This is a genomic window from Vibrio mediterranei (assembly GCF_900088415.1).
Classification (GTDB): Bacteria; Pseudomonadota; Gammaproteobacteria; order Enterobacterales; family Vibrionaceae; genus Vibrio; species Vibrio mediterranei.
The window spans coordinates 444,999-465,537 of sequence record NZ_FLLQ01000003.1 but is presented as its reverse complement, the minus strand read 5'-3'; the positions used below and the strand labels follow the sequence as shown (position 1 = coordinate 465,537).

The 20,539-nt window shown below is 44.2% G+C and carries 21 protein-coding genes; 13 read left to right on the top strand and 8 right to left on the bottom strand.

Annotated features, from left to right (window positions below; genetic code table 11):
- The 8 genes from mrdA to VME0621_RS11965 all read left to right on the top strand — a co-directional run bounded on the left by mrdA (position 1) and on the right by VME0621_RS11965 (position 7,771).
- The gene (gene mrdA / locus VME0621_RS12000) at positions 1-1,884 is read left to right on the top strand and encodes a penicillin-binding protein 2 (protein ID WP_006075609.1); all 1,884 of its coding nucleotides are present in this window, start codon (positions 1-3) and stop codon (positions 1,882-1,884) included.
- The gene (gene rodA / locus VME0621_RS11995) at positions 1,881-3,002 is read left to right on the top strand and encodes a rod shape-determining protein RodA (protein ID WP_062456979.1); all 1,122 of its coding nucleotides are present in this window, start codon (positions 1,881-1,883) and stop codon (positions 3,000-3,002) included. Before mrdA ends, rodA begins: the two co-directional genes overlap by 4 nt.
- The gene (locus tag VME0621_RS11990) at positions 3,002-3,802 is read left to right on the top strand and encodes a septal ring lytic transglycosylase RlpA family protein (RefSeq protein WP_062456976.1); all 801 of its coding nucleotides are present in this window, start codon (positions 3,002-3,004) and stop codon (positions 3,800-3,802) included. Before rodA ends, VME0621_RS11990 begins: the two co-directional genes overlap by 1 nt.
- A gap of 100 nt (positions 3,803-3,902) precedes the next feature.
- The gene (locus VME0621_RS11985; protein WP_031493182.1) at positions 3,903-5,081 is read left to right on the top strand and encodes a serine hydrolase; all 1,179 of its coding nucleotides are present in this window, start codon (positions 3,903-3,905) and stop codon (positions 5,079-5,081) included.
- A gap of 142 nt (positions 5,082-5,223) precedes the next feature.
- On the top strand, positions 5,224-5,502 hold the full coding sequence (ybeD, locus tag VME0621_RS11980) for a DUF493 family protein YbeD (RefSeq protein WP_031493181.1): 279 nt from the start codon (positions 5,224-5,226) through the stop codon (positions 5,500-5,502).
- A 175-nt stretch (positions 5,503-5,677) separates the two neighbouring features.
- Complete coding sequence (lipB, locus tag VME0621_RS11975; RefSeq protein WP_031493180.1) at positions 5,678-6,319, top strand: lipoyl(octanoyl) transferase LipB; 642 nt, start codon at positions 5,678-5,680, stop codon at positions 6,317-6,319.
- Positions 6,320-6,323: 4 nt separating this feature from the next.
- Entirely contained in the window at positions 6,324-7,289 is a 966-nt protein-coding gene (gene lipA / locus VME0621_RS11970; protein WP_062456972.1) for a lipoyl synthase, read from the top strand.
- A 152-nt stretch (positions 7,290-7,441) separates the two neighbouring features.
- The gene (locus tag VME0621_RS11965; RefSeq protein WP_031493179.1) at positions 7,442-7,771 is read left to right on the top strand and encodes a hypothetical protein; all 330 of its coding nucleotides are present in this window, start codon (positions 7,442-7,444) and stop codon (positions 7,769-7,771) included.
- A gap of 80 nt (positions 7,772-7,851) precedes the next feature.
- Here the strand turns inward: VME0621_RS11965 and glyA are convergent, their stop codons facing one another.
- Positions 7,852-9,102, bottom strand: coding sequence for a serine hydroxymethyltransferase (gene glyA / locus VME0621_RS11960; RefSeq protein ID WP_062456970.1), 1,251 nt, complete (start codon positions 9,100-9,102; stop codon positions 7,852-7,854).
- A gap of 348 nt (positions 9,103-9,450) precedes the next feature.
- Here glyA and VME0621_RS11955 point away from each other — a divergent pair, with 348 nt between their 5' ends.
- Positions 9,451-10,050, top strand: coding sequence for a YitT family protein (locus tag VME0621_RS11955; RefSeq protein WP_062457046.1), 600 nt, complete (start codon positions 9,451-9,453; stop codon positions 10,048-10,050).
- A gap of 48 nt (positions 10,051-10,098) precedes the next feature.
- Here the strand turns inward: VME0621_RS11955 and treC are convergent, their stop codons facing one another.
- The 5 genes from treC to gmhB all read right to left on the bottom strand — a co-directional run bounded on the left by treC (position 10,099) and on the right by gmhB (position 15,417).
- Positions 10,099-11,781 carry an alpha,alpha-phosphotrehalase gene (treC, locus tag VME0621_RS11950; protein WP_062456966.1) on the bottom strand — a complete coding sequence of 561 codons (1,683 nt, stop codon included), beginning with the start codon at positions 11,779-11,781 and terminating at the stop codon, positions 10,099-10,101.
- Positions 11,782-11,857: 76 nt separating this feature from the next.
- Positions 11,858-13,282, bottom strand: a complete 1,425-nt coding sequence (gene treB, locus VME0621_RS11945; RefSeq protein WP_062456962.1) for a PTS trehalose transporter subunit IIBC — start codon at positions 13,280-13,282, stop codon at positions 11,858-11,860.
- A 233-nt stretch (positions 13,283-13,515) separates the two neighbouring features.
- A complete protein-coding gene (treR, locus tag VME0621_RS11940) occupies positions 13,516-14,460 on the bottom strand; it encodes a trehalose operon repressor TreR (protein WP_062456959.1) in 945 nt (314 codons plus the stop codon).
- On the bottom strand, positions 14,460-14,828 hold the full coding sequence (locus VME0621_RS11935; RefSeq protein ID WP_050798666.1) for an MliC family protein: 369 nt from the start codon (positions 14,826-14,828) through the stop codon (positions 14,460-14,462). The genes treR and VME0621_RS11935 overlap by 1 nt, the downstream gene beginning before the upstream one ends.
- Before the next feature lie 37 nt (positions 14,829-14,865).
- Positions 14,866-15,417, bottom strand: a complete 552-nt coding sequence (gmhB, locus tag VME0621_RS11930) for a D-glycero-beta-D-manno-heptose 1,7-bisphosphate 7-phosphatase (RefSeq protein ID WP_062456956.1) — start codon at positions 15,415-15,417, stop codon at positions 14,866-14,868.
- Positions 15,418-15,616: 199 nt separating this feature from the next.
- Here gmhB and metN point away from each other — a divergent pair, with 199 nt between their 5' ends.
- The 3 genes from metN to VME0621_RS11915 are packed head-to-tail and all read left to right on the top strand — an operon-like array spanning position 15,617 to position 18,161.
- Complete coding sequence (gene metN, locus VME0621_RS11925) at positions 15,617-16,651, top strand: methionine ABC transporter ATP-binding protein MetN (protein ID WP_062456954.1); 1,035 nt, start codon at positions 15,617-15,619, stop codon at positions 16,649-16,651.
- Positions 16,641-17,318: a methionine ABC transporter permease gene (locus tag VME0621_RS11920; protein WP_006075394.1), complete on the top strand. Its 678-nt coding sequence runs from the start codon at positions 16,641-16,643 to the stop codon at positions 17,316-17,318. Before metN ends, VME0621_RS11920 begins: the two co-directional genes overlap by 11 nt.
- A 33-nt stretch (positions 17,319-17,351) precedes the next feature.
- Positions 17,352-18,161, top strand: coding sequence for a MetQ/NlpA family lipoprotein (locus VME0621_RS11915; RefSeq protein ID WP_062456951.1), 810 nt, complete (start codon positions 17,352-17,354; stop codon positions 18,159-18,161).
- An 86-nt stretch (positions 18,162-18,247) separates the two neighbouring features.
- On the opposite strand, the gene VME0621_RS11910 is transcribed toward VME0621_RS11915, so the two are convergent.
- Positions 18,248-19,024 carry a Zn-ribbon-containing protein gene (locus VME0621_RS11910; RefSeq protein ID WP_062456949.1) on the bottom strand — a complete coding sequence of 259 codons (777 nt, stop codon included), beginning with the start codon at positions 19,022-19,024 and terminating at the stop codon, positions 18,248-18,250.
- 2 nt (positions 19,025-19,026) lie between these two features.
- Positions 19,027-19,572: a SecY-interacting protein gene (syd, locus tag VME0621_RS11905; protein ID WP_062456947.1), complete on the bottom strand. Its 546-nt coding sequence runs from the start codon at positions 19,570-19,572 to the stop codon at positions 19,027-19,029.
- Between the two features lie 110 nt (positions 19,573-19,682).
- On the opposite strand from syd, the gene queF reads away from it, so the two are divergent.
- On the top strand, positions 19,683-20,528 hold the full coding sequence (gene queF, locus VME0621_RS11900) for an NADPH-dependent 7-cyano-7-deazaguanine reductase QueF (RefSeq protein ID WP_062456944.1): 846 nt from the start codon (positions 19,683-19,685) through the stop codon (positions 20,526-20,528).
- Positions 20,529-20,539 lie beyond the last annotated feature (11 nt).

Below are 20,539 nucleotides of genomic sequence, written 5' to 3'. Positions count from 1 at the left end.
ATGAGACGTAAACGTAGCCAGATACGGGACCATCAGGCAGAAGCGCGGCTGTTCAAAAGCCGTGCTGTCGTTGCATTCGTATTTATCATTGCCATGATGCTAGTACTTGTTGCAAACCTTTATAATATTCAGGTTAATCAGTATCAAGACTACAAGACTCGCTCTAATGATAACCGCATTAAAGTCGTACCAATCGCGCCAAATCGCGGCCTTATCTATGACAGAAATGGCATCCTACTGGCAGAGAACCGTCCAGTCTTCAACCTAGAAATCACCCCTGAAAAGGTGAAGAACATGGATGAAACTATTGCTGGGCTGCGTAAGTTTTTAGATATCCCCGAAGAACGTATTGAAGCATTTGAACGAGACCGAAAACGTACTCGCCGATTCAAATCTATCCCTCTTCTTACTCAATTAACCGAAGAGCAAGTTGCTGTTTTCTCCGTTAATCAACATAAGTTCCCTGGCGTAGAAATAGCGGCAAACCTGAAGCGTTATTACCCATTTGGCGATGTACTGACGCATGTTATTGGCTACGTATCACGAATAAACGACCGTGATATGCGTCGTCTCGTCAGAGAAGAAAGAGACGCGAATTACCAAGCTACTCGTGACATTGGTAAGTTAGGCATCGAACGCTACTACGAAGAAATTCTACACGGCACCGCAGGTTATCAAGAAGTTGAAGTAAACAGTCGTGGTCGAGTACTGCGTACCTTAAAGTTTGTTCCGCCAATTCCGGGCAAAGATATCGTGCTAAACCTCGATATCAAACTACAACTTAAAGTTCATAAACTGTTAGCAGGAAGACGCGGCTCTGCGATTGTCCTAGATCCAAATGACAATGGCGTACTCGCAATGGTGTCTAGCCCTAGTTATGACCCTAACGCCTTTGTAAATGGTATTTCAAGTAAAGCTTATAAAGCCCTTTTGGAAGATAAAAACCGTCCACTGGTGAACCGTGCAACGCTTGGTATTTATCCACCAGCATCAACGGTAAAACCTTTTATTGCGGTTGGGGCACTCCAAGAAGGCGTCATTACGCCTCAAACAACGCGTAATGACCCTGGGTATTGGCGAATTCCAAACTCGAAAACGCGTCCCTTCCGTGATTGGTTACGTTGGGGACACGGTAAAGTCAATATCCTTAAAGCCATTGAAGAATCCGTGGATACTTTCTTCTATCAAATCGCCTATGATATGGGCATTGATAGACTATCTAAGTGGATGATGATGTTTGGTTTTGGTGACTATACCGGCATTGATATCTATGAAGAAAGTAAAGCGAATATGCCGACACGAGAATGGAAAATGGCTCGTCATCGCACGCCATGGTATCAAGGTGATACGATTCCTGTAGGTATTGGACAAGGTTATTGGACTGCAACGCCAATGCAAATAGCCAAAGCTACCTCCGTACTGGTTAATCATGGAGAAGTTTTATCTCCACACCTATTACGTGCCACTATCGATAATGGTGATAGTTTTGAACACCAAACAATGGCTGAAGTTGACTCTCGCCCGCCGATTACCGGTGTGAAAGAGAGCTACTGGGACATCGCACTCGAAGGAATGCGATTGGTTAACCATGGCGTCAAAGGTACTGCTCGCCGCGCCTTTAAGAACATGCCTTATCAGTCGGGTGGTAAGTCCGGTACAGCACAGGTGTTTAGCTTGGCTCAAGACCAGGAGTACAACGCCGAGGAACTGGAAGAGCACTTAAAAGACCACGCACTATTCACGGGGTTTGCACCTTTCAAAGATCCAAAGGTAGTTGTGACCGTTGTACTAGAAAACGCCGGAGGTGGTTCTTCTAACGGCGCACCTGTAGCACGTCAGCTGTTTGATTTGGCCCTTCGAGACGAAAAGAGTGAAGAAGAATGAGATTTGATCCATCAACAGGACAAAATAGAGTTCTATTCGAACGCTTCCATATCGATTTGCCACTGCTATTAGGTATTCTGGCTTTAATGGCCTTTGGCCTAGTCGTTATGTACAGTGCAAGTGGGCAGAGTTTGGCCATGATGGACAGACAAGCCATGCGTATGGTTCTCGCCCTCGTTGTTATGATTGTGCTCGCACAATTCTCCCCGAGAACCTACGAGTCACTCGCTCCAATCATGTTCTTTGTTGGGGTACTATTGCTACTCGGAGTATTGTTTTTTGGTGAAGCATCTAAGGGAGCACAGAGGTGGCTCAATTTAGGCTTTGTTCGCTTTCAACCTTCAGAACTACTGAAACTTGCCGTGCCTTTAATGGTCGCGCGATACATAGGTAAGCGTTCACTTCCCATCACTTTCCAGACTTTAGTGATGTCTTTAGTGATGGTATTTGTACCAACCATTCTGATTGCTAAACAACCCGACTTAGGTACATCCATACTAATTGCCGCTTCTGGTATTTTCGTAATCTTCCTTGCAGGTATCAGTTGGAAAATCATTATTAGTGCGGTTGTAGCACTTGGAGCCTTTATCCCTGTGTTATGGTTCTTTTTGATGCGTGAGTACCAAAAAGTCCGTGTCAGAACCTTGTTCGACCCAGAATCAGATCCACTCGGTGCAGGTTATCATATTATCCAAAGTAAGATCGCCATTGGTTCCGGTGGGATTACAGGCAAAGGCTGGATGCAAGGCACTCAATCACAGCTTGAATTTATTCCAGAACGACATACTGACTTTATTTTTGCAGTTATCGCCGAAGAATGGGGCATGATAGGCATTTTATTATTGCTTGCCCTCTATCTGTTTATTATTGGCCGTGGCTTATATTTAGCCAGTTCAGCACAAACCGCATTCGGTAGAATGATGGCAGGCAGCATTGTACTTAGCTTTTTTGTTTACGTTTTCGTAAATATTGGTATGGTAAGCGGTATATTACCTGTAGTAGGCGTACCTCTACCTCTTGTCAGTTATGGCGGCACCTCCATGGTGACGTTAATGGCTGGTTTCGGCATCTTAATGTCTATCCATACGCACAGAAAGGCATTTTCAAAGGCAACGTAATGAATCGATTTTCTATCCGTCACCGTCACTACCAAACATTGCTTTGCTTTACTGTGGGATTGGTCGCTCTTGCTGGTTGTTCGTCGTCAGACAGTCGCTATGAGTTAAGCGATGATGTAGCTCCTTCAAGTCCTATCTCTGTTGACCATATTGAAGGTGCTCAACCTAAATATGAACCTTATAGCTTAGGCGGTAACAAGAACTACACCTTGCGAGGAAACAGCTACAAGGTGATTAAAGATCCAACCGGATTTAAAGAGCGCGGACAGGCTTCGTGGTATGGGAAAAAATTTCATGGTCATCTGACGTCGAATGGTGAAGTGTATGACATGTATTCTATGTCGGCTGCCCATAAAACCTTGCCTTTACCAAGCTATGTTAAGGTCACCAATTTAGACAATGGCAAAGAAACCATCGTTCGCGTCAATGATCGAGGTCCTTTTCACGAAGGGCGAATCATTGATTTGAGCTATGCGGCGGCAAAGAAACTCGATGTCATTAAGACAGGTACCGCCAATGTCGAGATTGAAGTAATCATTGTCGAACGCTCCACCAGCCAACATAAAGTAGACAAACACCCAGAGTACACCATTCAAGTTGCCGCATCTCCACATAAGGATCGCGTCGAAACTTTATCGAAAGAACTCGGTCGAAAGCTATCAGTGGACACATTTCTAGCACCTGTAAATAGCAACTACCGTCTAATGCTTGGTCCTTTCAAAGACTACAAGCAGACTCAAGATGTTCTCGAACAAGTGAAAAAGATTGGCTACTCCTCAGCTTTCGTCAAAAAAATGTAAACATCATTGACATAAATAACGGTTGTTACTTAGTGTAAGCTATCTAGTTTGCCCAGACCGTTCTGTTAATATACGGACAACAAACAAAAATTGTATTCAAATGAATAAGAATAAACCTTCTATGAAACTTCTAACTTCCATTGCTCTTACCGCAACTTTAGCAGCAACTTCTGCTTCTGCGGCGCCTGTTGTTATGCCGGATGCACCTCAAATCGCAGCGAAAGGCTTCGTTTTGATGGACTACAACTCAGGCAAAGTCCTAGCTGAAAAAGAGATGAACACTCAACTTCACCCGGCTAGCCTGACAAAAATGATGACCAGCTACGTTATCGGCCAAGAACTGAAGCGTGGCAACATCACTCCAGAAGATGAAGTTACCATCAGTAAAAACGCTTGGGCAAAGAACTTCCCTGATTCATCGAAGATGTTTATCGAAGTTGGCACAAAGGTAACCGTTGAAGAGCTTAACAAAGGCATCATTATTCAATCAGGTAATGATGCATGTGTAGCAATGGCTGAGCATATCGCAGGTTCAGAAGACGCGTTTGTCGATCTAATGAATGCGTGGGCTAAGTCTATCGGCATGAACAATTCACACTTCGCCAACGTTCACGGCTTGGATAACCCGAACCTATATTCTACGCCTTACGATTTAGCGCTACTTGGTCGTGCACTGATCCGCGACGTTCCAGATGAGTACCGTATTTACTCAGAGAAAAAATTCACCTACAACGGCATTACCCAATATAACCGTAATGGCTTATTGTGGGATAAGAGCATGAACGTTGATGGCATTAAAACTGGCCACACAAGCCAAGCTGGTTATAACTTAGTAAGCTCAGCAACTGAAGGTAAGATGCGTTTAGTTGCGGTAGTTATGGGCACTAAGAGCGCCAATGCACGTAAATCTGAAAGTAAAAAGCTGTTGAGCTATGGCTTCCGTTTCTTCGAAACAGTGAATCCACATAAAGCCGACGAAACCTTCGTAGAAGAAAAAGTCTGGATGGGTGACAAAGACGCTGTAGCACTAGGTGTTGACCAAGATACCTTCGTCACACTCCCACGCGGCCAAGCGAAAAACCTAAAAGCTAGTTTCGTACTTGAAAAACAGCTTGAAGCACCAATATCTAAAGGCGATGTCGTTGGTAAGCTATACTATCAACTAGACGGCGAAGATGTTGCTGAATACCCACTACTTGCACTTGAAGATGTTCAAGAAGGTAGCCTATTCAGTCGTCTATGGGATTACATCGTATTACTTTTCAAGAGCTTGTTCTAATAATCGAACTCTAGAATTAAAAGTAATCAAGTTTCCGTAAAGCCGCACAATGCGGCTTTACTTTTTGTTGGCTTGAGATCATCCACATAAGGCATTACTATTCGCATCGTTATAACGAATTGGTATTTTTGGAGTCCCTAATATGTTGACCATCAACTCTGATGCAAAACTCAAAGACCTACTAGAGTTCCCTTGCTCTTTTACATTCAAAGTGATGGGTTACGCTAAGCCAGAACTTCCTGAAAAGGTAGTGGAAGTAATCCAGCGCCACGCGCCAGGGGATTACAGCCCAACTATCAAACCAAGTGCAAAAGGCAACTACCATGCAGTATCGATCAACATCACTGCAACGTCTATCGAGCAAGTAGAGACCTTGTATAAAGAACTTGGTGAAATCGATATTGTTCGCATGGTTCTATAAAAATTTTAAACTTTAAATTTTTTTTGAAAGCAGCTCAGGCTGCTTTCTTTTTATATTTCAAAAACCTAGCACTTAATAGTGATTCAGTCGTTAAGAATTCGTTATTTATTGGTAGTTCAAAACCACCAACATGTTTATAATGCGAATACTTTATTAAGTGGCAGCGGAGTGATTGGTGGAAAATCAACTAGTTGTAAAAAAGCTTGGTAGAAAGGACTATGAGCCTGTCTGGAAAGCGATGCATGAGTTTACTGATAATCGCACAGAACAAACGCGCGACGAAGTTTGGTTAGTTGAACACAACCCTGTGTTTACGCAAGGTCAAGCAGGCAAAGCCGAGCATCTACTTAACACTGGTGATATTCCCGTTGTACAAAGTGACCGTGGTGGCCAAGTCACCTATCATGGTCCAGGCCAGTTAGTGGCCTATTTCTTAATCAATCTCCGTCGTAAAAAACTGGGCGTTCGTGAACTGGTTACTCATATCGAAGACCTCGTTATTCAAACGCTAAAAGAATACAATATCGAATCGGCTGCGAGACCCGACGCACCTGGCGTCTATGTTGACAATAAAAAAGTATGTTCATTGGGCTTACGCATCAGAAAAGGATGCTCTTTCCATGGACTGGCGTTGAACGTCAATATGGATCTCACTCCCTTTTTAAGAATTAATCCTTGCGGCTATGCCGGAATGGAAATGGTTCAGGTCAGCCAGTTGGGCGGTCCACAGCAAGTGTCCGTCGTAGAAGACCAATTAATCAAAGCACTCATAACAATACTTGATTACGAGCAAGTAGAATTCAGCGAAGAAGCATAAGACGATGAGCAAACCTATCCAAATGGAAAAAGGCGTTAAGTACCGTGACGCTGACAAAATGGCATTGATTCCAGTTAAGAACATGCCTACCGAGCAGAAAGAGATCCTTCGTAAACCAGAGTGGATGAAGATCAAACTCCCTGCAGACAGCCAACGTATTCAAGATATCAAATCTGCAATGCGTAAAAATGACCTGCACTCTGTTTGTGAAGAAGCATCCTGTCCTAACTTAGCTGAATGCTTCAACCACGGTACAGCAACATTCATGATTCTTGGCGCAATCTGTACTCGTCGTTGCCCATTCTGCGATGTTGCCCATGGTCGCCCCAACGCTCCAGAAGCTGGTGAACCTAAAAAGCTGGCGCAAACAATCAAAGACATGAAGCTGAAGTATGTTGTAGTGACTTCTGTTGACCGCGACGATCTTCGTGATGGTGGTGCGACACACTTTGCTGACTGTAACCGCGAAATCCGAGCACTTAACCCAGAAATCCGTATTGAAACCTTAGTTCCAGATTTCCGTGGCCGTATGGATGTTGCGCTTGAGGCAATGAAAGACAACCCACCAGATGTCTTCAACCACAACCTAGAGACCGCTCCTCGTCTATATCGTAAAGCTCGTCCAGGTGCAAACTACAAGTGGTCGCTACAACTGCTTAAGAAGTTTAAAGAGATGCACCCTGACGTACCAACAAAGTCGGGCTTAATGATGGGCTTGGGTGAAACGAAAGAAGAAATCGTGGAGGTATTGAAAGACCTTCGTGAGCACGGCGTTACCATGTTAACGTTAGGCCAGTACCTTGCGCCAAGCCGTCACCATTTACCTGTAGAACGCTACGTTCCGCCTTCTGAGTTTGATGAGCTAAAAGATATTGCGCTGGAACTTGGCTTTACTCACGCGGCATGTGGCCCATTTGTTCGTTCTTCTTATCATGCGGACCTACAGGCTCAAGGCGTAGAAATTAAGTAATTCCATTTGTGGTTTCTTATTAAACACGGATTCGCTCTTAGAGCCATCCGTGTTTTTTTTAAGAAAAATCGCCAAGATGACATTCTCATACTCGCATTTTCGCTATATTTAGGTAGGCTTAAAGAAAAATATTATTCAATCAAGGATGTAGCATGAAGTTACTTAAAGTTGGTCTGCCTATTTTAGCCGCTACTGTTATTGGTGGTTGTGCGCAGAATACTCAACAAGACAACTACTTAGAGGCGTCATTTGAACTGTGTAATACCGAGGTAAATCTGTACTCGGTGAGCGACGATGGCCGAGTTCGGATCGTTTGTAAAGACGGCGCTAAATTCGCACTGAACAGCGAGAAAACGCTGGATATCATGCGTGACATTAATATTGATTACTGTAATGGTGAAGGCTTGGGGCAATTTAGTGAAAGTCGCAAGTACTATTCGTTCAAGTGTAAATCTGGAACTTTACTGAATATCAATAAGTAGCCAGCGTTTACTTTTCAAACGAATACAAGATCAAAAAAGCGAGCTCATAGCTCGCTTTTATTATTTCTTAGATAAACCTATTAAGCGTAAACAGGTAGACGCTTACAGATCTCTAGTACTTTAGCTTTTGTCGCTTCAATCACTGATTCATCATTGATGTTGTCTAAAACATCACACATCCAGTTAGCAAGCTCAGTCGCATCGGCTTCAGTAAAACCACGGCGAGTAATCGCTGGAGAACCAACACGGATACCAGACGTTACGAACGGGCTGCGTGGGTCATTAGGTACTGAGTTTTTGTTTACAGTAATGTTCGCTGCACCTAGGGCTGCATCCGCTTCTTTACCTGTAATATCTTTGTCGATTAGGTCAACAAGGAACAGATGGTTCTCAGTTCCGTTAGACACGATCTTGTAGCCGCGCTCTTGGAACTGGGCAACCATCGCTTTTGCGTTCTTAACTACGCGAGCTTGGTACTCTTTAAACTCAGGCTCCATTGCTTCTTTGAATGCTACTGCTTTACCAGCGATAACATGCATCAAAGGACCACCTTGACCACCAGGGAAAACAGCTGAGTTTAGCTTCTTGTACATGTCTTCGCCTGCATTAGACAGGATTAGACCACCGCGAGGACCCGCTAATGTTTTGTGTGTTGTGGTCGTCACAACGTGCGCATGAGGAACAGGCGTTGGATAAACACCAGCTGCAATAAGACCTGCAACGTGCGCCATATCAACAAACAGATACGCATCAACTTTATCCGCAATTTCACGCATACGAGCCCAATCTACGATCTGGCTATATGCAGAGAAACCACCAATGATCATTTTTGGCTTGTGCTCAAGTGCTAGCTGTTCCATCTCGTCATAGTTGATTTGACCAGCTTCATCGATACCGTAAGGAATTACGTTGTAGTGCTTACCAGAGAAGTTAACTGGAGAACCGTGAGTAAGGTGACCACCATGAGCCAAGCTCATACCTAATACTGTATCGCCTGGGTTAAGTAGAGCCATGTACACGGCACTGTTCGCTTGAGAGCCAGAGTGAGGCTGAACGTTCGCATACTCACAACCAAATAGCTCACACGCACGGTCAATCGCTAGTGCTTCCGCTTTATCGACGTATTCACAACCACCGTAGTAGCGCTTGCCCGGATAACCTTCAGCATATTTGTTTGTTAGCTGAGAGCCTTGCGCTTCCATTACGCGAGGGCTGGTGTAGTTTTCCGAAGCGATAAGCTCGATGTGCTCTTCTTGACGAAGGGTTTCTTCTTGAATAGCTGCAAATAGCTCCGCATCGTAATCAGCGATGTTCATATCACGCTTAAGCATCTGTATCTCCTGACTCAGATTGTTCTGAAAGTTTCAAAAAAACCACACAATGACCAAAAGCAAACGTTTTCGTCACCACATTTGATGACTTGCATCATACATAATTTGATCTAGGTCATAAAGAGAAAATTGGAAATTTCTCATGCAGTTTTCTCATAGTGAACCTTAGGTATCATCATGGGCGCCTGAATTAGTACGACAATGTGTACACTAAGTGTCAATAATTCCATTTACACAGTGTAAAATTTGAATTACATAGGTTTACCGCAAATTTCGCCTTCAAGCTACCGAAAAGATCATCTTTTCAATACTATTGCGGCGATTATTACTAAGAAGAATTTTGAACTGATGCAAAAACACTCACGTAGAGAAGATTGGATAGCAATACTGACTGGTACATTTATTGTTGCCCAAGGTATTTTCTTTCTTCAGTCGGCTCAACTATTAACTGGCGGTACCACAGGTCTGGCGCTTCTTGTAAGCCAGTTTGTGCCGGTTTCTTTCGGTACCTTGTATTTTGCCTTCAATAGCCCGTTCTATCTGTTAGCATGGAAACGCTTTGGTAAACGATTTGCCGCGAGTAGCGCTATTTCGGGAGCATTGGTCTCTGTTATCACAGACAACATGTACCGTGTCGTGTCACTGGATCAGATTAACGATATTTATTGTGCCATTGCTGGCGGCTTGCTGATGGGGCTCGGCATGCTGATTCTATTCCGACATCGCTCAAGTCTTGGTGGGTTCAATGTGCTTTGCCTGTTTATTCAAGATAAATTTGGTATTTCAGTTGGCAAAACTCAAATGGCAATAGATTGCTCGATCCTAGTCGCTTCGTTCTTCTTTGTCTCACCGAGCGTCATTATGATCTCCATCTTGGGTGCAGTATTGCTGAACCTTGTTCTAGCTATGAACCATAAGCCTACCCGCTACGTAGTGACCTACGGTTAATACCAATGCCCTTCGCTTTCCTCTCAGTTCGGCGAAGGGCATTGCTCGTTACTTATTAATCAAAATAGCTACCGTCTCATACGGCTTCATGACTACTTTTTTCTCAAGTGTTACTTTGCGTTCTAGGTCGTAGTTGCTCAAGACTCGTTGTCCAGTGAGCGCAACGAAAGATTCAGGTAGAGTGACCTGAGTCTCCTGCCCGAAATAGTTATTCAGGCATAGCAACATGGTTTCAGCGTTTTCTCGCAGATATCCATGCACCTGTTCATGCTCCGGGAACAAATCAGTATAACTACCATCGGTTATTACAGGCATCGTTTTGCGAAGAGCGATCAGTTCCTTGTAGAAGTAGAACACGGATTGCTCGTCTTGAAGTGCTGCCTGCGCATTGATTTGTGGGTAATTTTTAGAGACCTCGATCCAAGGTGTTCCTGAAGTAAACCCTGCATTAACACTGCCATCCCATTGCATCGGCGTGCGAGAGTTATCTCGAGATTTTTGCTGCAAGATTGCCATCATCTCATCATGAGACGTTGTACCCTCTTCAACCATTAGCTGGTACATATTCAAACTTTCCACATCACGATACTGAGCAAGCTCAGTAAAACCTGGGTTAGTCATACCAATCTCTTCGCCTTGGAATATGTATGGCGTTCCCTGCATTAAATGGACGGACGCTGCGAGCATTTTCGCCGACTTATTGTGATAGCGGGTATCATTACCCAAGCGGCTCACAATGCGTGGCTGGTCATGGTTACACCAAAACAGTGCTCCCCAACCTTTGCCATTCAGCCCCGTTTGCCAATGGTTGAAAATTTGCTTGAGCTGGGCAAAGTCAAAATCCGCTTTAGTCCACTTCTCTCCATTTGGATAATCAACTTTCAAGTGATGAAAGTTAAACACCATCGACAGCTCTTTGCTATCTAACGCGCTGTATTGCTGGCAATGCTCTAGCGTTGTCGAAGACATCTCACCGACCGTCACTGAACCATACTTTTGGAATACCGCTTCGCTGATCTCTTGTAGATATTCATGCACTCTAGGGCCATCAGTGTAAAAGCGACGGCCATCACCAATATGATCATCTGCAAAATCTTGCTGCTTTGAAATCAGGTTAATGACGTCTAACCTAAATCCATCGACTCCTTTTTGCGCCCAAAACTCAATCACACGTTTTACGTCGTCTCGAACAGCAGGGTTCTCCCAGTTCAGATCGGCCTGCTCTTTGGCAAACAAATGCAAATAGTATTCGTTTGTGGCTTCATCTAGTGCCCATGCTGAGCCACCAAATTTAGATTGCCAGTTGTTTGGGGCTTGCCCATCACGACCAGGTTTCCAAATATAATAATCACGATAAGGACTTTGCTTATCACCAAGAGCGGCCTGGAACCATTCATGCTGTGTTGACGTATGGTTCACTACGATATCCATGATAATACGAATCCCCTTTTGATGAGCTTGTTCTAGTAGCTCATCAAAATCTTGCATGGTGCCAAAATCAGGGTTAATAGCGTAATAGTCAGCAATATCGTAACCGTTATCAATCATTGGAGAGGCATATACTGGTGTTAACCAGATAGCATCAACACCAAGCTGATCAAGGTAATCTAGCTTTGAGGTAATGCCTTTGATATCCCCCATACCTTTGTTGCCGCTGTCACAAAAACTCTTCGGATAGATTTGATAAATAGTGGCGGTTTTCCACCAGTCTTGTTGAGCTTGTTGACTCATCGATTTCAATCTCACTTACCATTACAAAAGAAACAAAAAGAAAACAGTGGCTCAAATTGAGCCACTAATGGGGGAGTTACGCGCTTGCGAGCTCTAGCTCGCCTTTTGACTGAGCGCGTTTATACAGGAACAGGGTTAGGATAATTGGCACCGCCATAGCTACTAGCATCGCCATTAGATATACCGTCCAGTACTGAGGTTGGATGGAAAGAATACCCGGTAGACCACCAACACCAATACCATTCGCCATTACACCAGCACTACCACAAATCGCTGCAGCAAGCGCACTACCAATCATGGCGCTCAACATCGGGAATTTGTATTTCAAGTTAATACCGTACATTGCAGGCTCTGTTACCCCTAAGTACGCAGAGATAGCAGCAGGAACTGAAATATCTCGTTCGCCTTCGCGCTTACTAATAATGATGATACCGACAACTGCAGAAGCTTGAGCAATGTTTGACAAAGCAATCAAAGGCCAGATTGGCGTACCTCCAAGGTCTTGCATAAGCTGTAAGTCAACGGCGTTAGTCGTGTGGTGGATACCCGTTATCACAAGTGGTGCGTATAGGAAGCCAAATACCATAGAACCAAGAACCGCGAAGTCACCCGTCATCGCAGCTTTCGCTGCAAATGCAACACCGTCACCCAGCACGCGACCAAAAGGACCAATAAGTGCGTGCGCTAAAATCACAGATAGAATGATTGAAACGAAAGGCACCACAACCAGATACAGGTAACTTGGAACAATACGTTTAAGGTTCGTTTCGATAAAGGCCAACGCAACACCGGCTAACATGGCTGGAATGACCTGAGCTTGATAGCCCACTTTCTCTATCACGAATAAACCAAAGTCCCAGACTTCAGGAACCTGCTTACCGATTAAGTAGGCATTCATTAGTTGTGGCGACACCAAGGTCACACCCAGAGTAATACCCAGAATAGGTGTGCCTCCCAGTTTTTTCACTGTCGACCAACACACACCAACAGGCAGGAAGAAGAAGATTGCTTCACCAATTAACCATAAGAACGAATGAACCGTGGCCCAGAACTGGCTGATTTCAACCAGCGTCTTGCCATCGAACATGCGAATGTCGCCAATGACATTTCGAAAACCAAGAATCAGACCACCAGTGATAATCGCAGGTAAAAGAGGAACAAAAATTTCGGCTAAATGCGAAATACCACGCTCGAGAATATTCATATTTTGGCGAGCAGCCAGTTTGGCATCATCTTTTGATGCAGCTTTCTTTCCCGCCATGTCAATAAGTAGCTTGTATACTTCATCGACTTCAGTACCAATTACGACTTGGAATTGGCCAGCATTGGTAAAACAGCCCTTAACAACCTTTAAGCTTTCCAGTGCTGATTTATCTGCTTTTTCTGTGTCGTTAAGAACAAATCTCAGACGAGTTAAGCAGTGACTCACACTGGCAATGTTGTCGGCTCCGCCTACCCCTTCGATGATGGCTGCAATGTCTTGCTTCGCTATCTTGCTCATCGTATGTACACCTTTTTACTGATATAGAGACGTTGGATAACAAACGTCCATGTGTCTCGTTGTATTAATAATACCGCAATGCGCCAATGGGAACATTCCCAAAAATCTAAATGCAGTGTGACATACGAGAAAAAAACGTAAATGGGAACATTCCCATTAGTTGAGAGTGATCACAATAATTGTAGAGAAATGCATCAAAAGAAAAGGATAAGAAGACAGAGTAGAAGCCGTTTTTACACAGCTTCTTGTGTGAGATGAGAGACGACAGCGTCGCCTTTCAACTGCTTAATCAATAGGTTAGCTGCTTTTTCACCTGCTTGATGATAGCCAGGATCAATACTGTAGATATTTGGGAATAAAAATGACAACAATTCATTGCCACCAATACCCGTGACAATAATGTCCTCTCTTCCTAACTCTTGTAAGCGCTTAATGGTGCCCAGTGCTAGAGTATCGCTGGCACAGACAATGGCTTGCAGAGAATCACTCACCACATCATCCACTAGTGAGTATGCACTCTCATGATGAAGTGCTCCGGTACGAAACCGAGCCGGCAATTGCTGCTCTTCACACCAAACTTGATAAGCGTTTAAGCGAGCTAAACCTGTAGTTTTATCTTCAGGATCTACACCAATAAACGCCAGATCACTCACGCCTTGATCTTTAAGCTTATTGAGAACCGCATGGATCAAACCGGCATTGTCGTAATTGATCGACGACACTCGATCGGTATCCATCGCAATCACAACTACCTTTTCATCCCAATCTGCCACGGCATCCAGATCCAACTCGGTAAAACCAAACACTATTACCCCATCCACATTTCGCTTTCGCAACACGTTAAGATGCTCATTAGTTTTCACCGGATCGAACTGGCTTTCCATAATCACCACGTCATAGCCTGCCGCATAAAGTACATTAAGCATGCTGCTGACGGCTTTGTTTTCAGAAGGGGAATCCAATCGAGAAATGATCACACCAATCACGTTCTGAGCTCCACCACCTCGCATAGACTGAGCCGATTTTGACGGAACATAACCATGCTCCGCGATCACCTGCTCTACCTTTTCGCGAGTCTCAGGCTTAACTTTGGGGTCATTGGTCAACACTCGAGAGACGGTCGATTTGCCGACTCCCGATAGTTTCGCGATATCAAGTATGGTCAGTTTTTTAGTCATTAGCCTTTAGGAATACTGCGTGTGGTCATACGGCAGGACTTATCAGTGACACCATTCATTGTCAGCATGCCTTCTCGACCTTTACTGAACAACTCAATATTAGAATCGGTTTGCGATTCACCATCCAAGGTATAGCGCACGCCGGATGCTGAGGGGACTCGATGCAACGGATATTCCGTCTTATCTATCAGCAAAAGGATTTGTTCACTGGAAAGTTGAGTGACCTGGAAATTTTGACTATCACACTCATATTGGAGCACATGATAATTACCAGCTGTGGATTCCGTTTGTCCTCCACTACTGCATGCCGCCAATCCACTCACCAATAAAACGGGTAACAACGTTTTTTTTGCAATTGAAAGCATCATTTCTCCTCTTTAAGGCCAACACCCATTCAGTTTGTGTCTATTTAGCAAGATACGCTGGTACGTCGCGGATGCTATTAAGAACCGTAGTCGCAATGGACTCACCGCGCTCAGTAACAGGCTTACCTGTACGAACTAAAATCTTAGTACCCACACCAGCCGCTTCAGCCGCCATCATATCTTCTGCTTTGTCACCCACCATAACGGATTTAGCCATGTCTATCTTGAGAAAATCTCTTGCCGAAATGAACATTCCCGGCTTTGGTTTGCGACAATCACAATCTTGTTTGTAGTCACCAACACCGTGCTCTGGATGATGAGGGCAGTAGTAAATACCGTCAAATTCGACGCCATTATCTGAGAAGTTCCAGTCCATCCATTGAGTTAGAGACAAAAAGCGGTCTTCTGAGAACATACCACGAGCGATCCCAGACTGGTTCGTTACCAGTACGAGCATGTAGCCCATATCTTGTAACTTTTTAGTCGCTTCAAATACACCTTCAACATATTCGAAGTCATGTTCATCGCTTACATAGCCATGGTCGATATTGATTACGCCATCACGGTCTAAAAACACAGCTGGTTTTGCCACAGGTTACTCTCTTGCTCTAGATAAGTGCTAATGACATGAATTATTACATGCTTTTATATCCACATCACTATGAAAATGCCGTTTAGACGTCTAGACGTAAAAATATCTATTGACACAAATCGGTGAAACCCATAGCATCTTCTATCAATTGAGATGTAGTTCAAACTTTTATGCTACTCATTGGGTTCAGGTTGCTTAGATGATCGAAATTAATCAGGTAAACAAAGTGTTTTATCAAGGGACAAAGGAAATCAACGCTTTGTCTGATATTAACCTTCATATTGCTGAAGGCACCATCTTTGGTGTGATTGGCTCATCCGGTGCAGGGAAAAGTACCCTGATTCGTTGCGTTAACATGCTAGAAGCACCGACGTCTGGAGCAGTCATTGTTGATGGTATTGACCTGACTAAACTGTCCAAGTCAGAGCTCAGCGAAACGCGCCGCAACATTGGCATGATCTTTCAGCACTTTAATCTGCTTTCATCTCGCACCGTATTTGAGAACGTCGCGTTACCACTTGAGCTTGCAGGTAAAGCGAGCTCTGATATCGAGAACAAAGTCTCTGAACTGCTTAAATTAGTAGGCCTTGCCGACAAGCGTGACACCTATCCGGCTAACCTGAGTGGCGGACAAAAACAGCGCATCGCCATTGCTCGAGCCTTGGCTTCTGATCCTAAAGTTCTGCTATGCGATGAAGCGACGAGCGCACTGGACCCTGCGACAACTCAGTCTATTCTTGAACTGCTCAAAGAAATTAACCGTAAACTTAAAATCACCATGTTACTTATTACTCATGAAATGGATGTGGTGAAAAGCATCTGCCATGAAGTGGCAATCATTGGTGATGGTCGCCTTGTAGAGAAAGGCACTGTGGGCGAAATCTTCGCTCATCCTAAAACCGAGCTCGCGCACGAATTTATTCGCTCCACACTCGATCTTTCCATTCCGGAAGATTATCAGGCTCGTTTGCAAACCGAACGAGTTGAAGGCAGTTACCCACTGGTACGCCTTGAGTTCACTGGAGCAACCGTTGACGCACCGCTAATGACGCAAATTGCGCGCAAATACAACATTGATGTGAGCATTCTCAGCTCAGATCTTGATTATGCCGGTGGGGTTAAATTTGGCATGATGGTCGCTGAGTTATTCGGTAATGAAAGCGATGATAATGCAGCAATCCAATACCTTCGTGACCACAATGTAAAAGTAGAGGTACTTGGCTATGTCCTTTAATACTGTCTCTGAATGGCTATCACTTAATAGCAATCTACTGCTCGGCGCGACATGGGAAACGCTCTACATGGTCGCTGTTGCTGGCATTGTTGGCTTCGCAGTAGGTATTCCGCTAGGGGTGATTCTCCATACAACGAAGAAAGGTGGCTTGCTGGAAAATCCACGCCTAAATAGTGTGCTAGGTGCCATAGTCAACGTAGGCCGTTCTGTACCATTCTTAGTGTTAATGGTCGCCATCATTCCAGTGACCAAAATGCTCATCGGTACCTTTATTGGTACAACTGCAGCCATCGTGCCATTAACAGTAGGGGCTATTCCATTTGTCGCTCGTTTAATTGAAGGCGCCTTGCTTGAAGTTCCAACGGGCTTAGTGGAAGCGGCACAGTCAATGGGTGCTACCCCTTATCAAATTATTACCAAAGTGCTGCTTCCTGAAGCATTACCTACTATTGTCAATTCAGTGACAATTACATTAGTGACACTTGTAAGCTACTCAGCAATGGCTGGCACAGTCGGTGGCGGTGGTCTTGGTGATGTCGCGATACGTTACGGATTCCACCGATATGATGTGGTTATCATGGCAGTTACTGTCGTCATGCTCATCGTATTAGTACAAATTATTCAGTCTATTGGCGACGCTATTGTGCGCCGAGTAGACCACAGATAATTGAAGTTTTAGATTTATAACAAGGAGAGAGTCATGAAATTCAACGTTAAGAATTTACTCGCAATCGCAGCAGCAGCGTCTGCACTCGTTCTAGCCGGTTGTGGTGAGAAAGAAGCCGATACTAGCAAAATCAAAGTTGGTGTTATGGCCGGTGCAGAAGCACAGGTTGCAGAAGTAGCAGCGAAAGTGGCAAAAGAAAAATACAACCTTGATGTTGAGTTGGTTACCTTCACAGATTACGTGACGCCAAATGCAGCGTTAGATGATGGCTCTATTGATATCAACGCGTTCCAACATAAACCATATTTGGATCAACAAGTTGCTGACCGCAACTATAAGCTGACTGTTGCAGGCAACACATTTGTCTACCCTATCGCAGGCTACTCTAAGCAAGTAAAGTCTGTGGATGAAATCCAAGATGGTGCTCGCATTGCAGTACCAAACGATCCAACAAACCTAGGTCGTTCTCTACTGCTTCTTGAGCAACAAGGTCTGATCACGCTACGTGATGGCGTTGGTCTACTGGCTACCGTTCGTGACATCGAGAGCAATCCGAAAAACATCACTATCGTTGAGCTTGACGCTGCTCAACTTCCACGTTCACTCGACGATGTTGCGCTGTCAGTCATTAACACTACGTACGCTAGCTCTATCAACCTAACACCTCAAAAAGACGGCGTATTTGTTGAAGATAAAGAGTCGCCATACGTAAACCTTATCGTGGCTCGTGAAGACAATGTAAACGCTGAAAATGTACAAAACTTCGTTAAAGCATACCAAACTGACGAAGTCTACAACGCCGCTTCTGATATCTTCCAAGGTGGTGTTGTTAAAGGCTGGTAATGACTCGCTTTTAACTCAGATACAAAAAAGGTTGAAGCATCTCGCTTCAACCTTTTTTACGTTCTAAACCCTGCGTTCAAACTGTTTTACTTCAGATGATCCCAAGAAATATTCGACACTATTCGGCAGGTATCGCATTTGAAGTAGAAAATGTCATGCAAAGGCTCATCAAGTAGCCACTCACCACCACATTTAGGGCATTTGCGAGCTTTCTCTTCTGCTAGATCTTTACCACCAACTTTGTAGAGATAGTAATAGGTTGGAATTTGCGTAATGTACTCAATGCGGCCACGTATATCCCAACCACGACGGAAAATATCACTGCCAGTGTCCGATAGTTCTCGTAATGCGGCATGCTCCGCTTTACATCCCCCTGCCATCTGAATCTCATCGCAAGCTTGCCATTCGGTTTGCCATTTAATGACCGACTTATGGTCTCCATTTAAAGTCGGAGGGTTTCGGTAGAGCGGAATAGGCAATAAGGTCTCACCACTTCGAAGTGGAGAACAAGTGTGCACATAGGTGGTATAAAGCACCTGCCAACTTGGCACTTCGTCCTCTGCGGCTTGCTCTGAATTAATATCGCGCCCCAATAACCTTACTTTAGGTGCGAGCAAGCATGCCTCTGATAAACGCTTAAGACAGACTTTCACAAAATCAGAGTGATGTTTGGGATGCAGGCTTTCTTGTTCAGGACACACAGCTCGTACAAAAAATTCCCCTTCCCCCATCACTATGGGAAATTCACGCCCTAATACCTGACCGTTATATCGCAGCGCATCCATCAGGCCATTAATGCCTTTTTCTACTGCGCTGATAGTGGTGTTATCAAAACACTCAAAATGAAGCTCAACAACATACATAATTAAACGTTAGGCTCCAATCCATCGAGGAAAGTGACGATATCTTCAGCAATCACATCTCTTCTATCGGTACCCAAACGCTCCAGAATGACATTTCCAGTGATGTTGCAAATTGAAATCACGTCCATATCGGCATCGGTTGCCGCGATAAATACCGTAGGCTTGAGCTTCAACCTTCTTTGTGTCACCAAGTGGCCCAAGATATTTTCTTGCAAACGAGTAAAATCATCGTCACTCCAAACTTGCAGTAAGGTCAGTTCGTTACCCTGCCAAGTTGCTTCCATATCAGCACTATATTGATGGCCGTAAAAACCTTTAATGTCATCGTGAAGGCTCAACTCAATACCTTGCTCGATGTTTTCGAGCGTCTCAGGGGCATCGCGAAGACAATGTGTCCAATAAACCTGTTGCTCATCTTTGCTATCAATACATGGGGAAACTAATCCATGCAATTCTTCACTAGCAGGAAGTGTTTGATGTTTTTCTTGCCATGCTTGTTGATAGCGTTTTGAAAACGCCTCCAAAGCTTGTTGTACACTTTGATTCATATTCTCTCCAGTTATCCTTCACTTGCAACGCGTTTTACCACGACAAAGGATGACAGCTATTCAGGGATCTCGTAAAATTCAGCTTATTCTAATCGAAATATCACACAATTATGAGCAAATATTCCAACGCTAAAGAGCTTTCAGGTCTCACCCTCGGCCAAAAAACCGAGTACGCCAATCACTACGATGCCACTTTATTGCAACCAGTGCCGAGAAGCTTAAATCGTGATGACCTTGAACTAGGGGAAACTCTGCCATTCCAAGGGTGTGATATTTGGACGCTATATGAAATCTCATGGCTCAATGCTAAAGGTTTACCTCAAGTCGCGGTCGGTGAAGTGTCCATTCCAGCTACGAGTGCAAACCTTATCGAGTCGAAGTCATTCAAACTGTATTTGAATAGCTACAATCAAACGCGATTTGCAACTTGGGAGCAAGTGCAGTCCACAATTGCAACTGATCTGTCTAACTGCGCAGGCGAAACGGTCAGTGTCAAACTGATCCCTGTCGCGGATTTCGAAAATACCAAAATCGTAGGTATGGCAGGCGAATGTATTGATGACCAAGATATTACCATCGATAACTACGAATTTGATGCAGAGCTTCTTAAAGATGCTGCGGGTGATGAAATCGTTGAGGAAGCGCTTCATAGCCACCTGCTAAAATCAAACTGCTTGATCACTAATCAGCCAGATTGGGGCAGCGTGGAAATACAATATCAAGGCGCAAAGATAGATCGAGAAGCGTTACTTCGTTACTTAGTGTCCTTTCGCGAGCACAACGAATTCCACGAACAGTGTGTCGAACGTATTTTCACTGATTTGATGCAATACTGTAATCCAACTAAGTTAACTGTGTATGCAAGATACACTCGTCGCGGTGGTTTAGACATCAACCCATACCGTTCTAATCAATATCAAGCACCTGAGCACAATGCTCGTATGGCAAGACAGTAACCTTTAAACAT